Origin of the sequence: Pseudomonas sp. D3-10, from assembly GCF_051132175.1 — a bacterium.
In the GTDB taxonomy this organism is placed as follows: Bacteria; Pseudomonadota; Gammaproteobacteria; order Pseudomonadales; family Pseudomonadaceae; genus Aquipseudomonas.
On sequence record NZ_CP071668.1, the window covers coordinates 3,503,286 to 3,527,067 of the forward strand.

At 59.8% G+C, this 23,782-nt stretch carries 23 protein-coding genes, 1 pseudogene and 1 riboswitch; of the genes and pseudogenes, 12 read left to right on the forward strand and 12 right to left on the reverse strand.

The genetic code is table 11. The annotated features are described in order from the left end of the window. Positions 1-57: 57 nt before the first annotated feature. Entirely contained in the window at positions 58-852 is a 795-nt protein-coding gene (locus J3P90_RS15705; RefSeq protein WP_434675010.1) for a helix-turn-helix domain-containing protein, read from the forward strand. Positions 853-1,054: 202 nt separating this feature from the next. On the opposite strand, the gene J3P90_RS15710 is transcribed toward J3P90_RS15705, so the two are convergent. Beyond that, the gene (locus J3P90_RS15710) at positions 1,055-1,810 is read right to left on the reverse strand and encodes an ArsR/SmtB family transcription factor (RefSeq protein WP_434675011.1); all 756 of its coding nucleotides are present in this window, start codon (positions 1,808-1,810) and stop codon (positions 1,055-1,057) included. 80 nt (positions 1,811-1,890) lie between these two features. Here J3P90_RS15710 and J3P90_RS15715 point away from each other — a divergent pair, with 80 nt between their 5' ends. Then, positions 1,891-3,012 carry a cytochrome P450 gene (locus J3P90_RS15715; protein WP_434675012.1) on the forward strand — a complete coding sequence of 374 codons (1,122 nt, stop codon included), beginning with the start codon at positions 1,891-1,893 and terminating at the stop codon, positions 3,010-3,012. Positions 3,013-3,023: 11 nt separating this feature from the next. Here the strand turns inward: J3P90_RS15715 and J3P90_RS15720 are convergent, their stop codons facing one another. Then, the gene (locus tag J3P90_RS15720; RefSeq protein ID WP_434610870.1) at positions 3,024-3,365 is read right to left on the reverse strand and encodes an FKBP-type peptidyl-prolyl cis-trans isomerase; all 342 of its coding nucleotides are present in this window, start codon (positions 3,363-3,365) and stop codon (positions 3,024-3,026) included. A 139-nt stretch (positions 3,366-3,504) separates the two neighbouring features. On the opposite strand from J3P90_RS15720, the gene J3P90_RS15725 reads away from it, so the two are divergent. Both J3P90_RS15725 and J3P90_RS15730 read left to right on the forward strand, forming a co-directional pair. Beyond that, entirely contained in the window at positions 3,505-4,569 is a 1,065-nt protein-coding gene (locus tag J3P90_RS15725; RefSeq protein ID WP_434610868.1) for a M4 family metallopeptidase, read from the forward strand. Then, positions 4,566-4,889: a protealysin inhibitor emfourin gene (locus J3P90_RS15730; RefSeq protein WP_434610866.1), complete on the forward strand. Its 324-nt coding sequence runs from the start codon at positions 4,566-4,568 to the stop codon at positions 4,887-4,889. Before J3P90_RS15725 ends, J3P90_RS15730 begins: the two co-directional genes overlap by 4 nt. Here the strand turns inward: J3P90_RS15730 and J3P90_RS15735 are convergent. Further along, the gene (locus tag J3P90_RS15735) at positions 4,886-5,194 is read right to left on the reverse strand and encodes an RcnB family protein (protein ID WP_434563525.1); all 309 of its coding nucleotides are present in this window, start codon (positions 5,192-5,194) and stop codon (positions 4,886-4,888) included. The genes J3P90_RS15730 and J3P90_RS15735 overlap by 4 nt on opposite strands. Positions 5,195-5,345: 151 nt before the next feature. Between J3P90_RS15735 and J3P90_RS15740 the strand changes: the two genes are divergently transcribed. Then, on the forward strand, positions 5,346-6,446 hold the full coding sequence (locus J3P90_RS15740) for a DNA alkylation repair protein (protein WP_434675013.1): 1,101 nt from the start codon (positions 5,346-5,348) through the stop codon (positions 6,444-6,446). 9 nt (positions 6,447-6,455) lie between these two features. On the opposite strand, the gene J3P90_RS15745 is transcribed toward J3P90_RS15740, so the two are convergent. Further along, positions 6,456-8,534, reverse strand: coding sequence for a putative bifunctional diguanylate cyclase/phosphodiesterase (locus J3P90_RS15745; RefSeq protein ID WP_434563521.1), 2,079 nt, complete (start codon positions 8,532-8,534; stop codon positions 6,456-6,458). Positions 8,535-8,813: 279 nt separating this feature from the next. Here J3P90_RS15745 and pncA point away from each other — a divergent pair, with 279 nt between their 5' ends. Both pncA and J3P90_RS15755 read left to right on the forward strand, forming a co-directional pair. Then, positions 8,814-9,470, forward strand: a complete 657-nt coding sequence (gene pncA / locus J3P90_RS15750; RefSeq protein ID WP_434563519.1) for a bifunctional nicotinamidase/pyrazinamidase — start codon at positions 8,814-8,816, stop codon at positions 9,468-9,470. Positions 9,471-9,508: 38 nt separating this feature from the next. Beyond that, a complete protein-coding gene (locus J3P90_RS15755; RefSeq protein WP_434610862.1) occupies positions 9,509-10,150 on the forward strand; it encodes a DUF1345 domain-containing protein in 642 nt (213 codons plus the stop codon). 58 nt (positions 10,151-10,208) lie between these two features. On the opposite strand, the gene J3P90_RS15760 is transcribed toward J3P90_RS15755, so the two are convergent. Continuing rightward, the gene (locus tag J3P90_RS15760) at positions 10,209-11,513 is read right to left on the reverse strand and encodes an ATP-binding protein (protein WP_434675014.1); all 1,305 of its coding nucleotides are present in this window, start codon (positions 11,511-11,513) and stop codon (positions 10,209-10,211) included. A gap of 3 nt (positions 11,514-11,516) precedes the next feature. After that, positions 11,517-12,218, reverse strand: a complete 702-nt coding sequence (locus J3P90_RS15765) for a response regulator transcription factor (RefSeq protein WP_434675015.1) — start codon at positions 12,216-12,218, stop codon at positions 11,517-11,519. 243 nt (positions 12,219-12,461) lie between these two features. Here J3P90_RS15765 and J3P90_RS15770 point away from each other — a divergent pair, with 243 nt between their 5' ends. Further along, a complete protein-coding gene (locus tag J3P90_RS15770; RefSeq protein WP_434610854.1) occupies positions 12,462-12,902 on the forward strand; it encodes a hypothetical protein in 441 nt (146 codons plus the stop codon). A gap of 76 nt (positions 12,903-12,978) precedes the next feature. Here J3P90_RS15770 and J3P90_RS15775 read toward each other — a convergent pair whose 3' ends face one another. The 4 genes from J3P90_RS15775 to J3P90_RS15790 form a co-directional block, all read right to left on the reverse strand. Then, positions 12,979-15,276 carry an autotransporter outer membrane beta-barrel domain-containing protein gene (locus tag J3P90_RS15775; protein WP_434610852.1) on the reverse strand — a complete coding sequence of 766 codons (2,298 nt, stop codon included), beginning with the start codon at positions 15,274-15,276 and terminating at the stop codon, positions 12,979-12,981. A 242-nt stretch (positions 15,277-15,518) separates the two neighbouring features. Next, positions 15,519-17,552, reverse strand: coding sequence for a hypothetical protein (locus J3P90_RS15780; protein ID WP_434675016.1), 2,034 nt, complete (start codon positions 17,550-17,552; stop codon positions 15,519-15,521). Between the two features lie 192 nt (positions 17,553-17,744). Continuing rightward, entirely contained in the window at positions 17,745-18,557 is an 813-nt protein-coding gene (locus tag J3P90_RS15785) for a hypothetical protein (protein ID WP_434610847.1), read from the reverse strand. Between the two features lie 120 nt (positions 18,558-18,677). Then, positions 18,678-19,889 carry a pyridoxal phosphate-dependent aminotransferase gene (locus J3P90_RS15790; protein ID WP_434628441.1) on the reverse strand — a complete coding sequence of 404 codons (1,212 nt, stop codon included), beginning with the start codon at positions 19,887-19,889 and terminating at the stop codon, positions 18,678-18,680. A gap of 107 nt (positions 19,890-19,996) precedes the next feature. After that, positions 19,997-20,217: riboswitch (cobalamin riboswitch) on the forward strand. Between the two features lie 96 nt (positions 20,218-20,313). On the opposite strand from J3P90_RS15790, the gene J3P90_RS15795 reads away from it, so the two are divergent. The 4 genes from J3P90_RS15795 (at position 20,314) to cobM (ending at position 22,427) form a co-directional block, all read left to right on the forward strand. Further along, positions 20,314-20,502 carry a CbtB domain-containing protein gene (locus J3P90_RS15795; RefSeq protein WP_434610845.1) on the forward strand — a complete coding sequence of 63 codons (189 nt, stop codon included), beginning with the start codon at positions 20,314-20,316 and terminating at the stop codon, positions 20,500-20,502. 11 nt (positions 20,503-20,513) lie between these two features. Continuing rightward, on the forward strand, positions 20,514-21,209 hold the full coding sequence (locus J3P90_RS15800; RefSeq protein ID WP_434650683.1) for a CbtA family protein: 696 nt from the start codon (positions 20,514-20,516) through the stop codon (positions 21,207-21,209). Further along, a complete protein-coding gene (locus tag J3P90_RS15805) occupies positions 21,206-21,610 on the forward strand; it encodes a cobalamin biosynthesis protein (protein ID WP_434610841.1) in 405 nt (134 codons plus the stop codon). Before J3P90_RS15800 ends, J3P90_RS15805 begins: the two co-directional genes overlap by 4 nt. A 70-nt stretch (positions 21,611-21,680) precedes the next feature. Then, a complete protein-coding gene (gene cobM, locus J3P90_RS15810) occupies positions 21,681-22,427 on the forward strand; it encodes a precorrin-4 C(11)-methyltransferase (RefSeq protein ID WP_434675017.1) in 747 nt (248 codons plus the stop codon). Between the two features lie 306 nt (positions 22,428-22,733). On the opposite strand, the gene nfuA is transcribed toward cobM, so the two are convergent. Beyond that, entirely contained in the window at positions 22,734-23,318 is a 585-nt protein-coding gene (gene nfuA / locus J3P90_RS15815; protein WP_003182850.1) for a Fe-S biogenesis protein NfuA, read from the reverse strand. Positions 23,319-23,562: 244 nt separating this feature from the next. Beyond that, positions 23,563-23,745, reverse strand: a pseudogene (locus J3P90_RS15820) (hypothetical protein); the annotation flags it as partial. Positions 23,746-23,782: the final 37 nt, after the last annotated feature.

A 23,782-nucleotide genomic window follows, 5' to 3' on the forward strand; every position in this document is an offset into this window, starting at 1 on the left:
TGCTGGATATAGTGATTACCCGACAAGCCATCCCGGTAATCCGCCATTGCGGTCGATATGCAGCCACCAGCCCAACACCTGAAGATTCCTCCGTTCGACGCGGCGCTACCCTCGGCGATTTTCTTCCGCAGCGCCTGCATGCCGGCCCACGCCACGTATCCCCGGCACCGGCATGCCTGGGGAGAGTTCGTCTATTCCTACAGTGGCGTGATGGAAATCGAAATCGCCCAGCACCATTACCTGGCGCCCCCGCAATACGGCATCTGGCTGCCGCCGGACATGGAACATGTGGGATTCAATCGGCATGAAGCCTGCCATTGCTCGTTGTACCTGGCGGCCGAGCTGTGCGGTGCGCTGCCAGCCGTCCCCTGCGCGCTGACCCTGAGCCCGCTGATCCGCGCGTTGCTGGAAGAACTGCGCAGCGACCCGCCGAGCCAGCCACAGACGCCCGAACAGCAGCGCTTGTTGCAAGTGCTGGTGGACAAGTTGACGCAGGCGCCCCACGTCGGCAGTTACCTGCCCTCTTCGGATGATCCGCTGCTGGGTCCGGTGTTGCGGGCCTTGGAGGCCAATCCCAGCGACCCGCGCTCCTTGCCGCAACTGGCTCGCGCCGCCAACACCACCGAGCGCACACTGATGCGCCGGGCCCAGCGGGACCTGGGCATGTCCTTGGTGGAATGGCGCCAGCGCCTGAAAGTCATCGAGGCCCTGGCCCTGCTCGAACGTGGTCAGAGCGTGGAAACCATTGGCCTGGACCTGGGCTACAGCAGCGCCTCGGCGTTCATCAGCATGTTCCGCAAAATGACGGGCACCACGCCGGATGAATATCGGCGCCGCCATATGACTGCATGAATGAGCGGCCGCCATCGCGAGCAGGCTCGCTCCCACAGGAAATCTCGGGTGGTCTTGAGTGTTGTGCTCAGCGCAAAACCACTGTGGGAGCGAGCCTGCTCGCGATGGCGGTGGGTCAGCTTGCACAAGGATTGAATGCGCCGCCGTCATCGCGGGCGAGCCCGCTCCCACAGTTGATCTCGGGTGGTCTTGAGTGTTGTGTTCAGCGCAAATCCACTGTGGGAGCGAGCCTGCTCGCGATGGCGCCAGTCGATATGGCATCGAATTCCGCATCGATCCCAAACCGCCCTGCCATTTCCTTGCGACCGCTGGCCGTCAACCCCAGCGCCCGGCTGTCCAGGTCCTGGACCAGCCATTTGCGCTTGATCGCCAGTTGCAGCAACGCCGCCCCCAAGGCACCGCCCAGGTGCGGCCGGCGCATGCTCCAGTCCAGGCATGGGCAGGCGAAACGGCGTCGTTGGGCCGTCAATGCCTGCACATCGATACCCAAGCCTTCGAACAGCGCCTCACCCGTTTCACTCAGCCGATACCCTTGGCCGTCCACCTCGACCAGCCACCCGGCTTCGAGCAAGCGGTCGTGCAGCCGCACCGCTAGGGTGCCCGCCATATGGTCGTAACAGGTGCGAGCAAACTGCAGGCGATCCGGCGTACGTGGGGTGAAGGTCGGCGCGGCGTCCTGGCCAATCACCATCAACGCCTCGAGGGCAGCGGCCACGCGTTTGTCGGCGAGGCTGTAATAACGATGACGGCCCTGCACATGCAAGCGCACCAGCGCCGACTCCTTGAGCTTCGCCAGGTGGGCGCTGGCGGTGGAGGCACTGACATCGGCGATGCTTGCCAGCTCCGTGCTGGTGCGGGCGTGGCCGTCCATCAGCGCGCAGAGCATTCGAGTGCGGGCCGGTTCGGCAATGGCCGCGGCTACCTGGGACACGCCCACATCGTGTTGCTCTGCGTTCATATTTCGCTCCCGGACGAATCAAGCCATGCGTCGACTGGAGATAGTAGCAGCACTCTCCCCGCACGAACGAGGCAACCATCATGGACCCGATCACCGCCGCGACACACGCCGATCCCTACCCATATTATTCGACCCTTCGCGCCAACGGCGGGCTGGACTTCAACCCACACTTGAATATCTGGGTCGCTAGCAGCGCCGAAGCGGTGTGCGCGGTCTTGCATCATCCCGACTGCCACGTGCGCCCCGCCCACGAGCCGGTGCCGAAGGCGATTGCCGAGGGGCCTGCCGGCCGAGTGTTCGGGCGACTGATGCGGATGAACGAAGGTGAACGACAACGCTGCCCGAAGGCGGCCATCGCGCCGAGGTTGCAGGACATCGATCCCCGCCAGGTCGAGGCGCTGGTGAAGGCGCGCTTGCTCAGGCATGGCGCCGAAGGCGTGCGCCAGGCGCAGTTCAGCGGCCCGGTCAGCGTGGTGGCGCAACTGCTGGGTTTCAATCCGACGGACAGTCATCTGATCAGCGAGCTGACGGGTGATTTCGTCGCCTGCCTGTCGCCCCTGAGCCAAGCTCCACAACGGGAGGCCGCCCACCGGGCCAGCGAGCAACTGGCAAGGCTTCTCCAGGAGCGGATCGTCGCGCGAGACAGTCAGTTATTGAACGGCATCTGCCAGGGCTTCGAAGACGCCGACCCAGACAGCCGGACCGCCAACCTGATCGGCTTGCTTTCGCAAACCCATGAGGCCACCGCAGGCCTGATCGGTAACGCATTGTTGGCGTTGATCCGTGATCCCGCGCTACATCAAGTGCTCCGGGACGACCCCACGCAGATCAACTCATTATTGGCCGAAGTCCAACGTTTCGACCCAGCCGTGCAGAACACCCGACGCTTCATCGCCGCGCCCTGCGAGATCCTTGGCGCTGCGCTGTCCCAGGGAGACGCAGTCCTGGTGCTGCTAGCCGCGGCCAACCGCGACCCGCAGCTCAACCCAGCGCCCGATACCCTGCTGTTGGATCGCCCGAATCGGCGCAGTTTCAGCTTCGGCAGCGGCCGCCACGAATGTCCAGGCCAGGCCCTGGCGATGGACATCGCCCGCGCATCCCTGGAGGCAATCCTGGAACGCACGCCGTGCCTGGATCAACTGGCCTGGCACTACCGCCCCTCGACCAACGGACGGATCCCGCTGTTCAGCGACCGGTCATGAACGAAGGCGTCTCAATCGTCCCGCGTCAGGACTTCCAGCAACTCGATTTCAAAGCTGAGATTGGCGTTGGGCTTGATGTGGGCGCCCACGGACCGTTCACCGTAGGCCAGGTGCGCCGGTACCCAGAGTTTGCGCTTGCCGCCGACCTTCATGCCCATCAATCCGATATCCCAGCCCTTGATGACCCGGCCAGTGCCGATCACGCATTGGAAGGGTTTGCCGCGACTGTGGGATGAATCGAACTCTGTACCGTCTTCGAGGGTGCCGCGATATTGGGTGGTAATCAGCGCGCCTTTGACTACGCTTTTGCCGTCGCCCTCTTTTAAGTCGATGATTTGCAACTCGTCATTCATGGCGTTATTCCCGTGTGATCCAGGCGCGGGGTTTTCGCAGATATCTGCGCGACAGGCAACCTTTTGCGGCAAAGGGAACCGCAACAACCACTGTGGTTCACATGGGTATCGACCCTGCATTTCAGATAAGGATTTTCTGATGATCGACTCACGCCCGCTCCACGGCTTCATTCCGCCTTACATCCTCAACCGCATTATCGCCCATGGCTCCGAGCAGCAGCGTTCCAGCGCCCTCGGCACCCTGACTCATGTCAAGAACCTGCGCCACAACCCAGGCCCTCCCAGCAACCCACCCGCGTCCGCCAAGCTGCCCAAGCCCGGCAAGGCCGGCCAACCACAGCGCAGCATCCACGACGCCCAGAACGGCATGGAACTGCCAGGCCAACCGGTGCGCCTGGAGGGTCAATCGCCCAGTGGCGACCCGGCGGTGGACGAAGCGTACGACGCCCTCGGCGCGACCTATGACTTTTTCTGGAGGGTGCTGGAGCGTGACTCCATCGATAACAAGGGGTTTGCCCTGGTCGGCAGCGTGCATTACGGCCAGGACTACGAAAACGCCTTTTGGAACGGCGCGCAGATGGTGTTCGGCGACGGCGATGGCGAGATCTTCCAGCGCTTCACCCGCTCCCTCGACGTCGTGGCCCACGAGTTGGCCCACGGCGTCACCGAAAGCGAAGCGGGCTTGATCTATGCCAACCAGTCCGGCGCATTGAACGAATCGATTTCCGATGTGTTCGGGGTACTGGTCAAGCAATTCGTATTGGGCCAGACCGCCGAGCAGGCCGACTGGTTGATCGGCGCGGACCTGCTCACCGACAGGATCAACGGTGATGGTTTGCGCAGCATGTCCAACCCCGGCACCGCTTACGATGACCCGCTGCTGGGCAAGGATCCCCAGCCGGCGCACATGCGCGAGTTCGTCATCACCCGCGAGGACAACGGCGGCGTGCACATCAACTCCGGCATTCCCAACCGGGCCTTTTATCTGGTGGCGACCGCGCTGGGCGGATTCGCCTGGGAAAAGGCCGGGAAAATCTGGTATGACACCTTGTGCGACAGGCAACTGGCCAACGACGCGTCCTTTAGCGCGTTTGCTCGCCTGACCATTGAGCACGCCCGCCAGCGTTTCGGCGAACGGGAAGTCAAAGCCGTCCAGGATGGCTGGGCACAGGTGGGTGTCGACCTGAACGAGGAGAACGGATGAAAACCCTGCCAGACCTTGATGACAAAGCGGTCGTAAAGCTGTCGCGCCAGGGCGGCGTGGCAGCCATCCATGCCCTGACCCGGCCCCGGGAAATCGAGTTCGCCCAATGCGACATCGACCAACGCACGCGCATCTGCTCGGTGCTGGAGGGGTGCCTGCCGCTCACCTCTTCCACCCCTGGCCGCGGCGACCAGCGTTATTTCCAGATCGAGGTGCGTTACCGGGCCAACGACCGGGACGACGAAATGGTGCTGCAAGTGCCCGAGGACCGGGCACCTGGCGAGTTGGTTCATCTGTGGGATAAAGGCGAAGTGCTTTAGCGTGTCGCCGGGACGATCTTGACGATTGCGCCGGACACGGTTTCGATCAGCAGGTACTTGTCGTCGATATGCACCCATTGCTGCTCTTCTGTCGGCTGCTCGAGCTTTTTCTGCTTCCAGTCTTTCATGGCCCTGTCCGAGCGCTGGTAGTCCGCCGGGACCCGGTCGTTTTCCACCAGCCGGCGGCCATTGCTTGGCGAATGCTCCAGGGCGTCTCCGGTTTTCTCGACGGCTTGCGCGACAGGCCCAAAGGCTCCGAGGCCGGCGATCAAGACGAGGCTGGCGATGAGGGTGGGTTTGCGCATAGAAGAACTCCAATTAATTCAAGGTACTGAATCTGGGACTTCGGCGACGGCGAATCATTCCTTTTACTGTTGCTTCTGAAGGCCCCATTCCCATGTGCCGGCTATGGCATAGTGGCGAGCCTTGGCCCAACACCCGCCGGACGGACCCAACATGAGCACCACCACCTCTTCCCCAGCCCTCAAGGAAATCTTCGACAACGCCCGCCTGGAACACATCGCCACCGAAATGCGCGCGGTGTACCCGGCGTTCGATGCCAAGGCGTTCCTGGACATGACCAACGATGGGCTGGCGCAGTTGTCGGTGATGCAGCGCATGGCGCGGGTCAGCGAGTGTCTGCATACGGTCTTGCCGCTGGATTACGAATCATCGCTGGAAGTACTGCGTGCCCTGGCGCCGCGTTTGAACAGCATGTTCGTGAGCATGTTCCTGCCGCACTACGTGGCGTCGTACGGTCGGCATGCCTTCGAGGCGTCCATGGACGCGCTCAAGTATTTCACCCGGTTCGGCTCCGCGGAATTCGCCGTGCGGCATTTCCTGCGCGATGACCTGGCAGGTACTTTAGAAGTGATGCATGAATGGGCACTGGACGCCAACGAGCACGTGCGCCGCCTCGCCAGCGAAGGCAGCCGCCCGCGCCTGCCCTGGTCATTCCATCTGGAGCCGATCCAGGCCAACCCGGAACTCGCCGCCGCCATCCTCGATGCGCTCAAGGCCGACGACAGCCTGTACGTGCGCAAATCCGTCGCCAACCACCTGAACGATGTGACCAAGCAGCATCCCGACTGGGTCCTTGACCGCATCGAAGGCTGGCCGCTCCAGGAGCGCCACACCGCCTGGATCGCCCGGCATGCCCTGCGCAGCTTGATCAAGCAAGGTAACCCCCGGGCGCTGGCGGTCATCGGAGCGGGAGGTAAGGCGCAGGTCGAGGTCTCGGATCTGCAAGTGCTGCCGGCGGTGATTCGCCTGGGCGAGCAGGTCACGTTGTCGTTCAAGGTGCAATCGACTTGTCCCGAGAACCAACGCTTGGTGATCGATTATGCGATCGATTACGTAAAAGCCTCGGGCGGTACGTCGGCCAAGGTGTTCAAACTCAGGACCTTCGACCTGCCCGCCCTGGCGTGCGCCAACCTCAGCCGCTCCCAGCACATCCGCGAGCTGACCACGCGCCGACACTATGAGGGCCGGCATGCGGTACATGTGCTGATCAATGGCGAGCGGCTGGGCAGCACCGCGTTCGACATCGTCCCCTGAGCAATCGCCTCAGGCGATCGCCACGCGCGGGAATTGGCGGATGTTCTTGAGGAAATGCTCGGCCGGTTGCGGATGCCCCAGCAGATAACCTTGCAGTGAATCGCAGCCCAACTGCGTCAGGAAGTCCTGTTGTACATCGGTCTCCACCCCTTCGGCGACGATCCGCAGCCCCAGGGCCTGGCCGAGGGCGACGATGGCCGAGACGATGGCCGCGTCATCGCTGTCGTGCTCCAGGTCGCGCACGAAACCGCGATCGATCTTCAACTCGTTGGCCGGCAGGCGCTTGAGGTACATCAGGCTCGAATAGCCGGTGCCGAAGTCGTCGATGGACAGGTCCACGCCCATGTCCGACAGCTGTTGCAGCACCGTCATGCTCGCGTCCGCGTCGCTCATGGCAGTGGTCTCGGTGATTTCCAGCGTCAGGCTGTTGGCCGGCAAATGATGAGTTTCCAGCGCCTTGGCCACGCTCTGCACCAGGCCCGCATGGCAGAACTGCAAGGCCGAGAGATTCACCGCGATGCGCCAGTCGGTGTAGCCCAGCACGTACCATTCGCGCATCTGCCGGCAGGCTTCGTTGAGCACCCATTCGCCGATCGGAATGATCAACCCGGTCTTCTCCGCCAGGTCGATGAAGGTGTCGGGCATCAGCAGGCCCTGGGTTGGATGAGTCCAGCGCAGCAGCGCTTCGGCACCTACCGGACGGCCCTTCGCGGCGTCGAACTTGGGCTGGTAATGCAGGCTGAACTGCCGCTGCTCGACGGCGATGCGCAAGTCTTGCAGCAGTTGCAATTGCTTGCGGGCGTTGCTGTTCATCGAGGCGTCGAAGAAGCTGTAGCCGTTCTTGCCGGCGCCCTTGGCGTGATACATCGCCGCGTCCGCGTTCATCAACAGTTCATCGGCGCTCTGGCCGTTGCCCGGATAAAGCGAGATGCCGACACTGGCGGAGATCTGCAGGTCATGGTCGGCGACCCGGAACGTGCCGCCGATCAATGCAACCTGCCGAGCGGCCAGGCGCAGGGCGTCGTCCGGCTCGGCCAGTTGCACCAGCAGGACGAACTCGTCGCCACCGATCCGTGCGAGGGTGTCCTGGTTGCGCAGATCCTCGCGCAGGCGCAGGGCCACGTCCCGCAGCAACAGGTCGCCCATGTGATGGCCAAACGCGTCGTTCACCGGTTTGAAGCCATCCAGGTCAATGAACATCAAGGCGAAACACCCGCCCTGTTCCTGCACGCGGTGCATGGCTTGGCCAATGCGATCGGCCAGCAAAACACGGTTGGGCAGTCCGGTCAGGGGGTCGTGCAAGGCCAGTTGAGTCAGCTCCCGGTTGGCCTGGGTCAGCGACCTGGCCAACTCCGCCGTACGCGCTTCAAGGCGCGCGTCGAGGATGGAAGTCAGCAAGGTAATCGCCAGGATTGCCAGGGTGGTAATCAGCACCACATTGTCCAGCCCCTTGCCGCTCAAGCCATCCAGGGCCCCGCAGAAACTGCCTTCGCGGAACTGCGCCGCGGCCATGCCGGTGTAGTGCATGCCGACGATGGCGACGCCCATCACCACGGCGGCGCCGGCACGAGCCAGGCGTACGTGAGGCGTATTCTGGCGAAGATGAAAGGCGATCCATAACGCCGCCGCACACGCTACGACGGCAATCAACAACGAAGCCCCGAACAGCGTCGGGTCGTAATCGATGCCCGGTTGCATCCGCAACGCGGCCATGCCGGTGTAATGCATGGCACTGATGCCGGTACCCATCACCAACGCGCCGAACGCCAAATGCCAGGCGCGCAGTTGTGGCTGGCTGACCAACCACAGCGCAAAGCCGCTGGAAAGGACGGCAATCAGCAAAGACAGCGCAGTGATCGCCAAATCGTAGCCGAGCTCTACCGGCAAGGTGAAAGCGAGCATGCCGATGAAATGCATGGACCAGATGCCCACCCCCATCGCCAACGCACCACCGGCCATCCAGAAGTGAACGGCGCGCCCCTGAGCGGTGGCGATACGCCCGGCCAGATCCAGCGCGGTGTAGGACGCCAGGATTGCAACAAACAGGGAAAACGAAACGAGAGCGGGTGAATAGCTGCCGATGAGCATGGGTTTTTTCTCGTGACCTTAAGGCCGTACTGCTTCCATGCCCGGTTGAAAGTTGGCGATTCTACACAGTCGCTACAGAAGTGCATCAAAAAGCCATCATACAAAAAATATTTGCGACGAAAGACACTGGGCTCCCCTGTAGCGGCCCTTATCCGCAGGGCGTCGTCCACCGGCCCATGTGGAATCAAGCTTGCTCGCGATGCGGTGCCCGGCACAAACAACCACCTGAGCCGGAACCGATTCGGCTAAGCTCTTCAGTTCCCCCCAGGAGCAGCCGGCATGACCCTAGCGGATACCAAAGCCACAACCACCGCTTTACTCGTGATTGACATCCAGAACGACTTCATCCCTGGCGGCCAACTGGCCGTGCCGGGTGGCGACGAAATCGTGCCGCTGGTCAACCGACTCGGCCGTTCGTTCCTGAACGTCGTCTGCGCCCAGGACTGGCACCCCGCCGGGCACGCCTCGTTCGCCTCCAGCCATGAAGACAAGCAACCCTTCGACCTCATCCAGCTCCCCTACGGCGAACAAAAGCTCTGGCCCGATCACTGTGTCCAGGATACCCCGGGCGCCGCGCTGCACCCTGACCTCGACTTGCCTCATGCCCAATTGGTCATTCGCAAGGGGTGCAACCCGGCCATCGACAGTTACTCGGCCTTCATGGAAGCCGACCGCCAGACCCCGACCGGCCTGACCGGCTACTTCAAGGAACGCGGCATCGACACGGTGTACATGGTCGGATTGGCCCTGGACTTCTGCGTGATGTACTCGGCGCTGGACGCACGAATGGCTGGCTTCAACGCGATCGTCGTTCTGGACGCTTGCCGGGGCATCGATATCGACGGTTCGATGGACGCGGCCATGCGGCGCATGCAGGAGGCCGGCGTGCGGCTGATTCAATCCAGCGACATCGCCAGCCCGGCGTTTGCCGGATGACTGTTACTACCCGTATTCCCTTGTCACAGTGAGTTCCCATGCCCCGCCTCACCCGCACTCACCCGCGCCTTTCCTGGGCCACGATCATTGGCCTGGCCGCGGGTTTGTCGATTCCCGCTGACTCGGTCATCGGCAAGATCCTGATCGGCTGGAACGTCGGGGTCTGGACTTATCTGCTGTTGATGTTCTGGCTCACGGTGCGAGCCAAGGCACCGGACGTGAAGCGCATCGCCGAAATGGAAGACGAAAACGCCGGGCTCGTGTTGTTGATGGTTTGCATCGCAGCCTTGGCCAGCCTGGCGACCATCACCTTTGAACTGGCCGGCAGCCGCGACCTGCAAACGGCCGGCAAGTGGCTGCACTATGGCGCGACCGCGTTGACCGTGATCGGCTCATGGTTGCTGATCGGAGTGATCTTCAGCGTTCACTACGCCCGGCTGTATTACACCTGGAACGGCAAGGAACCGGCGCTGCGTTTTGCCGAAGGCCTGGCCACACCCAATTACTGGGATTTCCTGTACTTCTCGTTCACCATCGGGGTGGCGGTGCAGACCTCGGACGTGGGGGTTGCCACGCGGCAGTTGCGCAAGATCGTGTTGGCGCAGTCGTTGATCGGTTTTGTGTTCAATACGGCGATATTGGGGTTTTCGATCAATATTGCGGCGGGGTTGTTTGGATGACTGTATGGGGCCACTTCGTGGCCCAGCGGGAGCAAGCTCCCTCGCCACAGGGATGGTGTCAGGCTTCAGGTGTTGGCAGCCACAGCCGGAAGCGTGCCCCCCCTAGCGGCGAATTCTCGACCGTCAGCGTGCCGCCCTGGGCTTGCAGGGCGCGGCGGCTGATTGCCAGGCCGAGGCCGAAGCCGCCGGTCGCGCGGTCGCGGCTGCGGTCCAGGCGGTAGAACGGCTCGAAGACGCGCTCGCGCTCGCTGTCGGGAATGCCGATGCCGTCGTTGTCGACCCAGATTTCACAGCCTTGCTCGCTGACCAGCACGCCGACCTGGATGCGCTTTTCGCAGTAGCGCATCGCATTGCGCAGCAAGTTCTGCAAAGCCCGGGCGGTGAGGCGCGGGTCCAGTACAAAACGCTCCAGCGCCCCGTGCAGCAGCACGTCGATCACCACCTCCGGCGCGGCCAGGTCTTCGTCGAGGCTGCCCAGGATACTGTCGATGAACTCGTCCAGCGGCACTTCGACCCGCTCCGGCAACCGCTCCGGATTTTGCAAGCGGCTGTAGGACAGCAGTTCCAGCACCAACTCGTCCAGTTCGCGAATGTGCGCCACCAACCCTTGCAGACGCTCGCGACTGGCCGTCGGCATCTCCTCCGATAACGCCAGAGCGAGGCCAAAATCGAGCCGGGTCAAGGGCGTGCGCAGTTCATGGGACACGGCGTTTAGCAGGTCCCTCTGCTGGTTGAGCAGATTCTCGATGTCCCCGGCCATGGTGTCGAATACGTGGGCCAGGCTGCCGATGTTCGAGCGCGGCGCAATGTGCGTGCGCTCGCTCAAATGCCCCTTGCCGAAACGCTCGGCGGTGCGCTTCAGACGCTCCAGATCGCGCCAATGCGGCCGCAACCAGAGCAGCAGGCAGCCCAGCATCGTCGCGCCGATCAACACGTTGATGCTCCAATACAACCAACTGACATCCGCCGGGTCGGGCGGCACGATCATCTTCACCGCCGTGTGCTCGTCCAGCGGCGCTGCCGCCAGGGTTCGCCAGCCCCAGTCACCGACGCGCACCACGTTCTCGCCACGTTTGAGACGCGCCTGTTCGGTTGCGGTGAAACCGGCGTCCTCGGTGGTCGCCAACTCGATGCGCAACGGCTCGAACTCCTTGTCCATCTGCGCCGCCAGCGCCGGCCATTGCTCGCTGGGCACGGCGCGGAACTGCTTGACCATCAACGTTTGCAGGCCACGGGAATAGTCGAGGTTGTAGGCCTGGAAACGCTCGTGGAACAGGCGGATCACCAGTTCCGGCATCAAATAGATTGCCGCGCTGTAGGAAACGATGGTGACCAGATAAAGGCGAATCAGCAGCTTCCACATCGATCAGCATTCCCACTCGGAACGGCTGAACAGATAACCCTTGCCCCACACGGTCTTGATCTTGCGCGCCTCGCCGGCGTTGTCGTCGAATTTGCGTCGCAGCTTGGAAATCGCCACATCCACCGAACGATCGGTGCCGTTGAACTCAATGCCGCGCAGCCGTTGCAGGATCTGGTCGCGACTCAGCACTTCGCCGGAATGACGGGCCAGCACCACCAGCAGGTTGTACTCGCCGCTGGACAACTCCACCGGCTGCCCGCGCCAGGTCACCGTGCGTTCGGACAGATCGATGCACAGGTTGCCCATGACGATGCGATCATTGACCGCCTGCGGCTCGGTCAGGCTGCTGCGCCGCAGCAAGGTGCGCACCCGCGCCAGCAGCACCCGTGGCTCGCAGGGCTTGGTGACGTAATCATCGGCGCCCATTTCCAGGCCCAACACCTGGTCGTGGCTGTCGTCCCGCGCCGTGAGCATCAGGATTGGCAACGTCGCCGAATCGGCCCGCAGCAAACGGCACACCTGCAAGCCGTCCAGGCCCGGCAGCATCAGGTCGAGAATTACCAGGTCCGGCGGATTCGCCCGCGCCCGCTCACGTACATGGTCGCCACGGTTGAGCACGCTGACGTGATAGCCGTTGCGTTCGAGGTAGCTGGCGATGAGTTCGCAGAGGGCGGCGTCGTCTTCGACGAGGAGGATGTTGGGCATGGGGTGTATCCAAAGGTACGAGGCACTGGGAATCTCAAGCCGCGAAGGATATACGCCCTCATCCGCCGCGGAGCAAAACCCTTACATAATTTCACAACCATCTTCCCCACCACAGAACTCCAGCCTGGACACCTGTAAGACTTGACAGTATACAAAAGTGCAGCATGGGCTCTATATAAGGAAACCAGACGCATGGCGTAGCGTGCCGACTGGGGTCTTCTCATCAACCTATGGAGTTCACCTATGAACAAAGCAGCCAGTAAATCTGCCTTACGTGCAACGGACGTTGACTTCACCGCCACTCTTGAGGACGGCTCCCCCTTTCGTGCCTCCGTAACCGAACTTAAAAGCTCCGTTACGCCAGGCCGCGGCGATATATGGATGGTGGTTGCCACCGAATGGGCAAACGGTCGTCCCAGAACGTTCACCATTACGTTCTCCAAAGATAGGAAAGACGCAACCAATGAACCGGTGACGGACCACGACCAACATGCAACTGTGCATTTCAATAATTATGAGGATCCGCAAAACCCGACGCTACAAAAAGCCAGGTCAGGAACGATCACTTACCATTTAAATCGCACAAGTTTAAATTTCTCAGGGTCTTTTCAAGTGAACATGGACAAAGCTGACGGCACGGGCCGCTTTCTATGCTCGGGGACATATGACACAGAGCTTAGTTAATAGAAATAGCCCCGGCGTCAAGCCGGGGCTACACATTCTACAAACTATAAAAATCTAGGTCCTGACCAACACAGGCTTACCATTTAAATTGCAGGCCTACCGTTCCCCCCACTGGCATTTCAATACCTTTACCATTCATGTACTCCACCTCCGCGTGAACTTGCCAGCGTTGCGACAAATTGATGGCCACGCCGGCCCCTAACTCGGCACGGGATCCAGAAAGATCATTATTGAATACGTTGTTGTTGACCTTGACTTCGTTATTCTTGGCAAATTCGTGCACCAACGCCGCACGAACGTAGGGTTGCACCATCGCTCCGTTGCGTAGCTGGATATCGCGCCCAGCTGTCATACCTGCCTTGCCGAGCAATGAGTAAGTAGTGTCGCCCTCAGCACGCAGGCCGTTGTTCAGTCGATAATCCTTGCCACCTATCGCCACCGCAGACCAGTGGGTAAAGGGCTCGATAAAATAGCCATCGTCAAGCTTGATATTGCGTCCAATCTCTACCGAACCGCCCAAGCCGGTGTTGTCGTAATCACCCTTGACCCGCTTGCCATCGCTCATACCAACCTTGGCATCGTTCTGGAAGCGGTTGAGCTTGAGAACGCTGTCCACGTAATAACCACTGGCCTCATCCATCCACGTCAGGTAAGTACCTAAGTAGTAGCTTTTGATCGTACCGGAAGTTCCACGATGCAAATCAAGGTCTGAAGTACTGTGACCCGCCATTACCCCCACCAGCCACTGCCCATCTCCCATTGGCAAAGGCGCATCGGCGCCGAGCGAGAAACCTTGCTGGGCCTGCCGGTATCCAGCCCCATAGCTATCCGACACGTTGTATTTATTGCCATACGCCCGCATCCAGGCACCGGACTTCTGTGGATTGAAGCGCAATTCCCCCATGCGACTGCGCAACGAGGTCAGCTCGCCATACCACACCGTCGGTGCGGTATTGAACAGTGCCATGACTGCCCGAGTGGAAGGGCTGACCCCACGAGCCGTAGGATCCAGGAACCAATCGTTACCGGAGGCACTTTGCTTCAATCCATAAGTAAATGCGCCCAGATCGACTTCACCACCGGCATTCGCCAGGGTAAAGGTCGCGTCCCCACTGGCAGTATTTACGACCTGGACCGGTTGGCCACTGGCGGGGTCGATGCCGCTACTGGCGATCATAAGCTGATGGTTGCCGGTGGCGGACCCGGTGACATTGAGTACATCGGTCTGGTTTGTCGCAAAATCGGTGCCGATCATGAACAGACCGTTACCGGACAGGTTTTCTACATTCAGTTGATAAAAAGCATTATCGGCACCGAATCTCACCGTACCGCCGTTTAAAGACAAATCGCCGACCTGACTGTTGCCCGTCATGGTCCAACTCGATTGAGCATCAATACCGACCGTCGCAACATTAGTCATGACGCCGGTCAATTGCGAGCCTTGCTGCAACGCTACTGCTGCCGTGCTGCCTCTATCAGCTGTTATGTCACCGGTCAACGACCCCTGGGTAAAAGTCAGCGCCGCGACACTGTTGTCGGAAACTTGAATGTTACCCGTCAAGTCGCTCAGTCCTACATTCATGGCTACGTCAGCGGCGCCCTTTGCTTCCAGGATCGTTGCGTTGCTCCCGGTCAGCGTCGAACCGTTGAGCACGTCAATCCGCGTGACCGGTGCCGAGCTACCCGCGTAATCCACAACAATGGCAGAACCGTTCTTCCCCTCGATGCTCGAACGATCAAGCTCTAAGCGATTGCCAACCGATACACCGCTTTCGAGCCCCAACGTGACGCCATTCTGACCGCCGATAATGCGTGTTCCGTTGCTTGCAAACGCCGAGGCGCCCAGCAGCGAAAGACCAAAACTCGTTGCTCCTGTGCCCTCAATGGTCGATTTCGAAAAAGTCAGGGTGCTATAGGCCGACGCACGAGCGCCACCTGTGGTGCCGGTAATGGTACTGTCGGTTGCCGTTACCGTTGAACCGGTTGTCGAAGTGACGGCACGCGCGGCTGATAATCCCAATCTATCCCCGGTGATGGTACTGCCATTGATCGTCGCGGTACTGTTGTCAAGTCGCAACGCAGAGGGCGCATTCCCACCAGCGACGGTAGTGTCAGATAAGTTGATGGTAGAACCATTACTTCCTGTAATCCTTCCAGTGGTAGCTCCGCTGGCATTCAACGTAGATTCAGAGGCCGAAATATCGAGCGTGTCTGCGCCATTGACGTTCAACGTTGACGTCTGCGCAAGCGTCCAGGCTTCCACCGGAGAACCGTTTGTGAGTGTCTGCTCCTGGCCGACTAACGTCCCGGCAAGCGACGGCTCAGCCAGGAACAATAAACATAATAATAACGAACTACCCACCTGGCCTGACATTCCAAGTGATCCTCTGTCGAATTTAACCAATTGCATATCGCTACCCGCGTTTCGTCATTTCGAATAAAAATGACAAGGCTAATTTTTATGAGCATCCCCTCTCACAGACGGCCGATAATCTACACCTCAGTTTCGCAATTTTATGTAGGATAAATCCCAATAAACAGCACGAGTTTTCTTTGCACTCTGTTATAGCGACGACGTCGGGGGACAACGTAGCATCCCCCGATTCCCGCCCCCACCTATTGAGTCGGTGTTCCTTCACAATAATTAAAGCTGTTATTCAGCAGTGAAACCTCGTTTAGAAACTCAAGCGACGATGTAAGCACCCCACCGATATCCACCTCATACCAAATTTTTATATAACCATTAGGCAAGCCGGAAGCGTGTGTCGGCTGGATAGGTTTGAGCTTTGTCAAGTAGGGCTCGATATTCTTGACAAACTGCCCACCCGTCTCCGCTCCGGTAATTTGGTAAGTTCCGAGATAGTCCGTGCCAGGGATTTCATCAAGTCCCAACGCATCGGTGGTTCCAACGGATTTAAGCGTAACAACCGTGCCGGGAGGCATATGCGTTGCATCTATGTCGACCGTAACGGGCAACACGTATGTGCTCCTGTCCAAATATCGGCATGAAACAAGACCGTTAAACAACCGAACCGTTGGAGCTGGCAGTACAACCCGAACCGCATCGACCTGAACCTCGGTGGGGTACGATCGCATTACATTCCGACCGCCATCTTCCTCAATCGTCCAATAGGCAATTTTCTTTCCAACCCCGGCGCCATCGATGTCAGCGGCTGACATGTTAAAGGTCAATGGTGTCAAGGTCCCGGCCGTTAGGTTTTCGCTATACACTTCCACGCCGTTGAACCACAACCGGGCGACCTCATCGCCAATCGGCACCCACGCGCTTGCTGCATCGACGAGGGGCGTGCTGATAGTCGCCTCCTTTCCACGATCCTCTGGCGTTATATGGTTTGGAGTGCCAGAGCCACCAACGGCCACCACCGTGACCTTCACCATATCCGGATTTTCCAACGAGGGAAAAATCGGATTCTCGGGGCCACGATAGCTAAAATCAAGAGCGGACTCTGCTGGAACGGATGGAACTGGGTTTTCTGTTGTTCGGGAAAATTGATATTCAGTAAATACAGCCGCTTGCGCGGTAGAGCTTCCCCAAAGCGCAAGCAGCTTGTTCGTGGCCACCGGAAATTGGAGTACTTTATTAGGTGCCTCCTGGCCTAACTGCTGACTGCCTAAAGCAAACTCTGTACTACCGTTACCGTTAATAATCTTCGGAATGATCCGGTCCGTGTCTTGGCCATTAGTGGTATAGGGTACTTCTACATACACTGGGCTGGTCAGGTCCTCCAAGTCGACAACGTCCGGCAAGATGCCTTTCGGAATATAAGAGTCATGCAGTTGAGGCCGTGGCCGGCGACGGACATAGTAGCCACTCGCCAACGCGTCCTCGCTGATATTTCCAACCACATCTTCTAATACGTACCAGACGTAATATTGCCCGTCCAATTGCGGAATAGCTGCCGTTGGTACCGACACCTCCCCAGATGACGTTAGATCTTGGGTATGTACAGGCGTCCCGACACCGTAACTGTCCCCCGCATAGACGTGAATGACATCGTCATCACGATGAAAGTCATAGCTAACATTGATGGCCAGCTCCAGCGTGCTGTTATTGGCGAGCCAATCATCATCAATTTCTTGACCCGGAGCCAAATTTACAAATATGGCGGCCTCCGGCTTCAGCCTCATATTCGACGGTTTGTCATGCTCAGGTGCATACCGGTCAATTTCTGCTGGGAACCATGGCGGCATGTCCGCGTTGCCGTCCGCGCCTTTGTAGTGGACAAATTGATATTCGTAAGTCGTTGACGCTTTCGATGCGTCATCATCCGCGAGCGCAATAGTGGATACCGGAATATTGAGTTCCGTCGGGCGACCTGTTACAGGGCCAAACTGGCCGTCAGCGACCATGGTACCGTCCCCCGTATCTGGCGCCTTCCGCTCATACAACTCCCATTCGTCACTGTCATGCGGGCTTGCAATATCACCGGTATGGAATCGAACCGTCATCGTCCGGGTGTCCAGCACCGATTTGGGGATCAGGTCGTCTATGATCTGTCCGACAATTTCGGGGGGATTCAGCAGAACGCCGGAGTCAGAATTTTTCGTGCGTAAGGCTGTCCGCGAGCGCTCAGCAATCTGCTTCAGCGTTAATACTTCACCGTTGGGACTTGTACTTGTACTGGTCATTTTTATTTCTCCATAAACTATAAACTGAACTGAACTGAACTGAACGAGACATCTTCAAATCTCAAAGAGATTCAATCGTCACCACGCCACCGAATCGAATGCAGCGCAAATCCTTAACGTCTGCCGAGACTATAAAAGAAAGCACCGCTCTCGAAGTTCCGTCTACCTCATACCTCATGCACCTTTGCTATCTTAGACAAATCCGCCACAAGGCTCCGTCTCGCCCGGAATGACTCGATCGATCTTGACCAAACCTTTCTTCGACCGACCTTTAGGAATTCCATTTCGATAAATCGTGTACTGAGCAATGCCGGAATCGCTATCCACCATAGGCTTTACATAGGGTACGAAAGGGATTTCCATGACAAATCCATAGGCCGCTTCGCTGTCACTTATCGTTTTGCGAAACTCGTAGATGGGCGTCAGTGCCGGAGGGCTGCCATTCAAAGTGCTAAATCCCTGCCACTCAAGAACACATTCGTCCTGCCCATTGAAAATCGATTCAGGCGCTATCGCCACCCTGACCTTTTCCCAGATTGGCACGGGCGAAGTGCAATTGAGATAACCCCATAAGTTGCTGTCCGGAAAGGTCGGCTCCGCCAAGGTTGGTACAAGCACCGGTGTATGATCGATCGTCAGTTTGCGAATCGGTGAAGGATCGAAATTTCCGTTAACACTATGCTCTAACAGATAGCGAATTTCGGCAGTACCGTCGACGCTCATCATTTGAGGCGTTATTGGAAATGTAAACTCCGGTCGATCATCTACCTGATAGTATCTGTTGTTAAAAATTACCGTTTCTGTTGGTGGATTTATTGGCTGCTTCCAATAAACCGTAAGCTCCGTATATATTCCGGGCTGCCCCGGAAAATCGGTCCAGCGCGTTATTCTTCCGGTCGTTCCGTTAGTCAGTTGTTCTAACGGAATACGGCCTTCCGGGTCCAGTTCACTCACGCCATCTATGCGCAAAGGTACAGCTGTGATTTGACCGTTCGGCTGTGCCATTTGTATCGTGCTCCGGATAAGTGCGCTGCGGGCGCACATTGCCTAACGAAGTCCACGATTCAATTAAGCGCCGGGTATATATGTTTGCCTACTGTCATATCTGACAGGTCAACCTACCGTTCATCGGGCCGGCGTCTCGGCGGGTACGCCTTGGGCTTCTCTAAGTTGTTCCACAGCACAGTGGGCAATTCGCTGGCACGCCTTCGCCAGTTCCATCCGACCTATCACTAACCCAATCCGAATATGCCCCGCCGCACTCGGCCCAAACGCCTCCCCCGCCAACACCGACACGCCATACCCGTCCAGCAGCCGCTCGGCAAACGTTTGGGCATCCAGCCCCGTCTCACGCACATCGACCATTACGAACATGCCGCCATCGGGTCGTACAGGTTTGAGCCCTGGACAGCCCTCAAGCGCCGCGCATACCAAGTCCCGACGTTGGCGATACTCCGCGCGCATCTGCGCCACTTCCGGCAGATCCCGTTCAAGGGCAACCAGGGCACCGCACTGGACGAAATCCGGCAAACCAAACAGCATGCACAGCGACAGATTGGAAAGGTGTTCAGCGAGAGGTTCGGGGCCAATGGCCCAGCCGATGCGCCAACCGGTCATGGCATGGGATTTGGACAGGCTGTTGATGGTGACGGTGCGCTCGGCCATGCCCGGCAGGCCGGCCGGGCTGATGTGCTCGCCTTCGTAGAGCAGGTCGCTGTAGACCTCATCGCTGATCAGCCACAGATCGTGTTCGATGCACAGTTGCGCCAGGGCTTGCCAGGTGCACAGCGGCAGGCTGGCGCCGGAGGGGTTGTTGGGGCTGTTGATCAGCATCGCACGGGTGCGCGGGGTGATCAGCCGGGCGACGTCGGCCGGCTGGACTCGGAAGCCGTTCTCCGGCGTCACCGCCACCGGCACCACTTTCGCTGCGCAGGCACCGAATACCGCTTCGTAGGTGACGTACATCGGTTCGGCGACGATCACTTCATCGCCAGGGTCGAGCAGGCATTGCGCGACGGCATAGACGCCGCATTGCGCGCCGGGCAGCACCGTAACGTGGCCCGCGCCCACTGGTTGGCCGCAGCGTTGTTGGTGCCGCCGGGCGATGCTGGCGCGCAGGCTGTACAAGCCGCTGGTGTCCGAATAGTGGGTATCGCCGGCACGCAGGCTGGCGACGGCGGCCTCGACAATGGCGGGCGGTGTGTCGAAATCCGGATCGCCCACCGAGAGCAACAGCACGTCCCTGCCCTCCTCGCGCATGGCCAGTGCCCGGTCATGAATGGCCCAGGCGGCAGCGCCGTCGCCAGTGATGCGTTGGGTCAGGGCTGAAAAGCGCATGTCATTTCCTTGTGAGTCGCGGTATTGAGCTCAACCCTATCTCAAATCCCGAAGCGCGCCACCGTTTGGATGGCCTTGCGCATTGACGCCCGGCCCTCGCCCATGGTCTGCTGTACGCCAGTTTGGGTGCCCTTCACAGGGTGAAACGGGAAACCGGTGAATCGTGTGCTTTACTTCAAGGCCACGTCAGTCCGGTGCTGCCCCCGCAACGGTAAGCGAGTGAAGCGTCGAAACCACTGTGCATGCGCATGGGAAGGGGACGCTTTCAGGCAAGGCTCAGGCCCTGCCCCTCGTGAGCCCGGAGACCGGCCCATGACTTCTTTTCAACAAACCCGCGGTGGGCGGGCGCTGTTCGAATCCCGGCGAGTCTTCGCCTGGGTTTTCATTGCGCTCGGTCCGCCCGCTGACACCAGAGGGAAGCGCCATGTCGACCATCAGCAGCACCGCCCGCACGAACAGTAGCACCGTCACCCTGAGCCAGCGCTTGAGCGCCGCGGTCCTTGCCTCGATTCTCGGCGCGGGCCTGGTGTATTTCGCCGGTTTCTCCCACATCGAAGCGGTGCACAACGCAGCCCACGACACACGGCACAGCGCCGCGTTCCCGTGCCATTGAGCGCCGACACCATGATCAAGCGTATCGCGCAAACCGCCGGTTTCAGTGGATTGTTGGCCGCCCTGCTGCTGACTCTTCTACAAAGTTTTTGGGTATCGCCGCTGATCCAGCAAGCCGAGACCTACGAAAAGGCCCCGGCCGCCGAGGTCCATGAACACGCCGCTGGGGTTGCACACAGCCATGACGCGCAAGCCTGGGAGCCGGAGGACGGCTGGCAACGCGTGCTCTCCACCACCGGCGGCAACCTGGTGGTCGCGGTGGGTTTTGCGCTGATGCTCGCGGGCCTGTACACCTTGCGTGAACCGACGCGCACATCCCAGGGTTTGCTCTGGGGCCTGGCCGGCCATGCCACCTTCGTCCTGGCGCCGACGCTGGGCTTGCCCCCGGAACTGCCGGGCACTGCTGCGGCGGATCTGGCCCAACGGCAGATGTGGTGGATCGGCACCGCTGCGTGCACGGCGGTGGGCATCGCCCTGATTGCGTTCGGTCGGCATTGGCTGTTGAAAGTGTTGGGCCTTGCGACCTTGCTGATTCCTCACGTCATTGGCGCCCCGCAGCCGGACGTGCATTCCATGCTCGCGCCCGAGGCGCTGGAAAGTGAGTTCAAGCTCGCTTCGCAATTGACCAATGTTGCGTTTTGGCTGGCCTTGGGCCTGATCAGCGCCTGGCTGTTCCGCCGTGGTGCACAGGCTCACGACCAAGCATGAGTGGCGGGCCGATCCTGGTGGTCGGCCTCGGCTGCCAGCGCGGTTGCCCGGCCAGCACGTTGCGGGCATTGCTTGAGCAGGCGCTGCTGGCCCACGGTATCGCGCTCGACGAAATAAGGGCATTGGCGAGCATTGACCGCAAGCGTGACGAGCCGGGGCTGCTGGAGTTGGCAGCGCAATTATCGCTGCCGCTGACGTGTTTCAGCGCTGAACAACTGGCGGGTTATCAAGCACAGCTCAGCCATCGCTCAGCCATCGCTTTCGAGCATATGGGTTGCCATGGCGTCGCCGAAAGCGCCGCCCTCGCCCTGGCCGATCAACTGGGTGTTTCGCCCGCAAGATTGCGAGTTACCCGCCAGAAAGGCCCGCAGGCGACATTGGCATTGGCGATGGCTTTGTAACACTCGATAATCGCTCGCCGAATCATGAGCATTGCTCATGCACGCCCTCATCTTTGCATAGGAACCGGTCATGACCGTTTACTTCATCGGCGCCGGCCCTGGCGATCCGGAGCTGATCACCGTCAAGGGCCAGCGGCTGATTCGCAGCTGCGCCGTGATCATCTACGCCGGCTCCCTGGTGCCAACGGCCGTGCTGGAAGGCCACCGCGCCGAACAAGTGGTCAACAGCGCCGAGCTGCACCTGGAACAGATCATCGATCTGATAAAGTCGGCACACCTCAACGGTCAGGATGTAGCGCGAGTGCACTCCGGCGACCCAAGCCTTTACGGCGCGATCGGCGAGCAGATCCGCTACCTGCGGGAGCTGGACATTCCTTTCGAAATCATCCCGGGCGTGACCGCCACTTCAGCCTGCGCCGCTCTGCTCGGTGCCGAGCTGACGCTGCCAGACATATCCCAAAGCGTGATCCTGACCCGCTACGCGGACAAAACCGCCATGCCCACGGGAGAAGAGCTGGTCAGCCTGGCGCAACACGGCGCCACCATGGCGATTCACTTGGGCGTCAACCATCTGGAAAAAATCATCGATGAGCTGCTGCCCCACTACGGCGGCGATTGTCCGATTGCGGTAATTCACCGGGCGACGTGGCCCGATCAGGATTGGGTGGTGGGGACGCTGGAGGATGTTGCCGAAAAGGTACGGGCCAAGGGCTATCGGCGTACGGCGTTGATTCTGGTGGGACGGGTGTTGGCCAATGATGTATTCAGCGAATCATCGCTGTACCGCGCTGGACATGCGCATCTCTACCGACCCTGACTCATCACTGTCCCTTGTGGGAGCGAGCTTGCTCGCGATGACAAAGGCACATTCAACATCATCGCAAGCTGACCCACCGCTATCGCGAGCAAGCTCGCTCCCACAGGGTTCGGCAGGTGCCCACAGGTTACGCGCCGATCACCGAAGCTGTTGTGGCGAGGGAGCTTGCTCCCGCTGGACCGCGAAGCGGTCCCTGGGTAACCCACGCACCCATCACGGAGAACGCGCCGGTTGCCTTGCGATTGCTTCGCAATCGAGCGGGAGCAAGCTCCCTCGCCACAGTGTTCTGCGCGCAGCGAACACCTATCAGTAGTAGGCGTTTTCTTTCTGCGTGTGGTCGGTCACGTCGCGTACGCCCTTAAGTTCCGGGATGCGCTCGAGCAACGTGCGCTCGATGCCTTCCTTCAAGGTGACGTCGGCCTGGCCGCAGCCCTGGCAGCCGCCGCCGAACTGGAGCACGGCGATGCCGTCTTCCACCACGTCGATCAACGATACCTGGCCGCCGTGGCTGGCCAGCCCCGGGTTGATTTCGGTTTGCAGGTAGTAATTGATGCGCTCGTTGACCGGGCTGTCGGCGTTGACCATCGGCACTTTCGCGTTCGGTGCCTTGATGGTCAGCTGGCCGCCCATTCGGTCAGTGGCGTAGTCGACCACCGCATCGTCCAGGAAAGCTTCGCTGAACGAATCGATGTACGCGGTGAAGCTTTTGAGCCCCAGCGCGGTGTCTTCAGGTTTTTCTTCTCCCGGCTTGCAGTAGGCAATGCACGTCTCTGCGTACTGGGTGCCGGGCTGGGTGATGAAGATGCGGATCCCGATACCCGGGGTGTTCTGCTTGGACAGCAGGTCGGCCAGGTAATCGTGGGCGGCATCGGTAATGGTAATGGCGGTCATGGAAACTCCTCGCAGGCTTGCCGGCAGTTTACGCCAATCATCGCGCCGGACAAAGTCCTAGTATTTTTGTCAGGAAAGAACCCGACGATGTGAAGGCACATCGCCAGGCGCCTCGATCAGAGATTCTGGTAGCGATTCATGTCCAGCACCCTGCTTCCATGGGGTCGGTTTCCATGGCGTCGACAAATGCCGGCACCTGCCCGGCGGGGATGTTGAAGATGAAATTCGGATAGCTGCTGAGCACGCCCGGATCACTGCCCAGGTTCAACTGGCAGGCAGAGTCATGGCAGGCGTGGCAGGCCACGCATTTTTCGGTGAAGATCGGCTGGATGTCGCGGGTATAGGAAATCGCGGGAGCGGGACCTCCGGCGGCTGCGGTAAAGGACAACAGCAGCAACAGACTGCCGGATAAGAAGCGGTACGGCATGTCTCGGTCCCTAAGAATTCTCCGGCGATTCTACCGG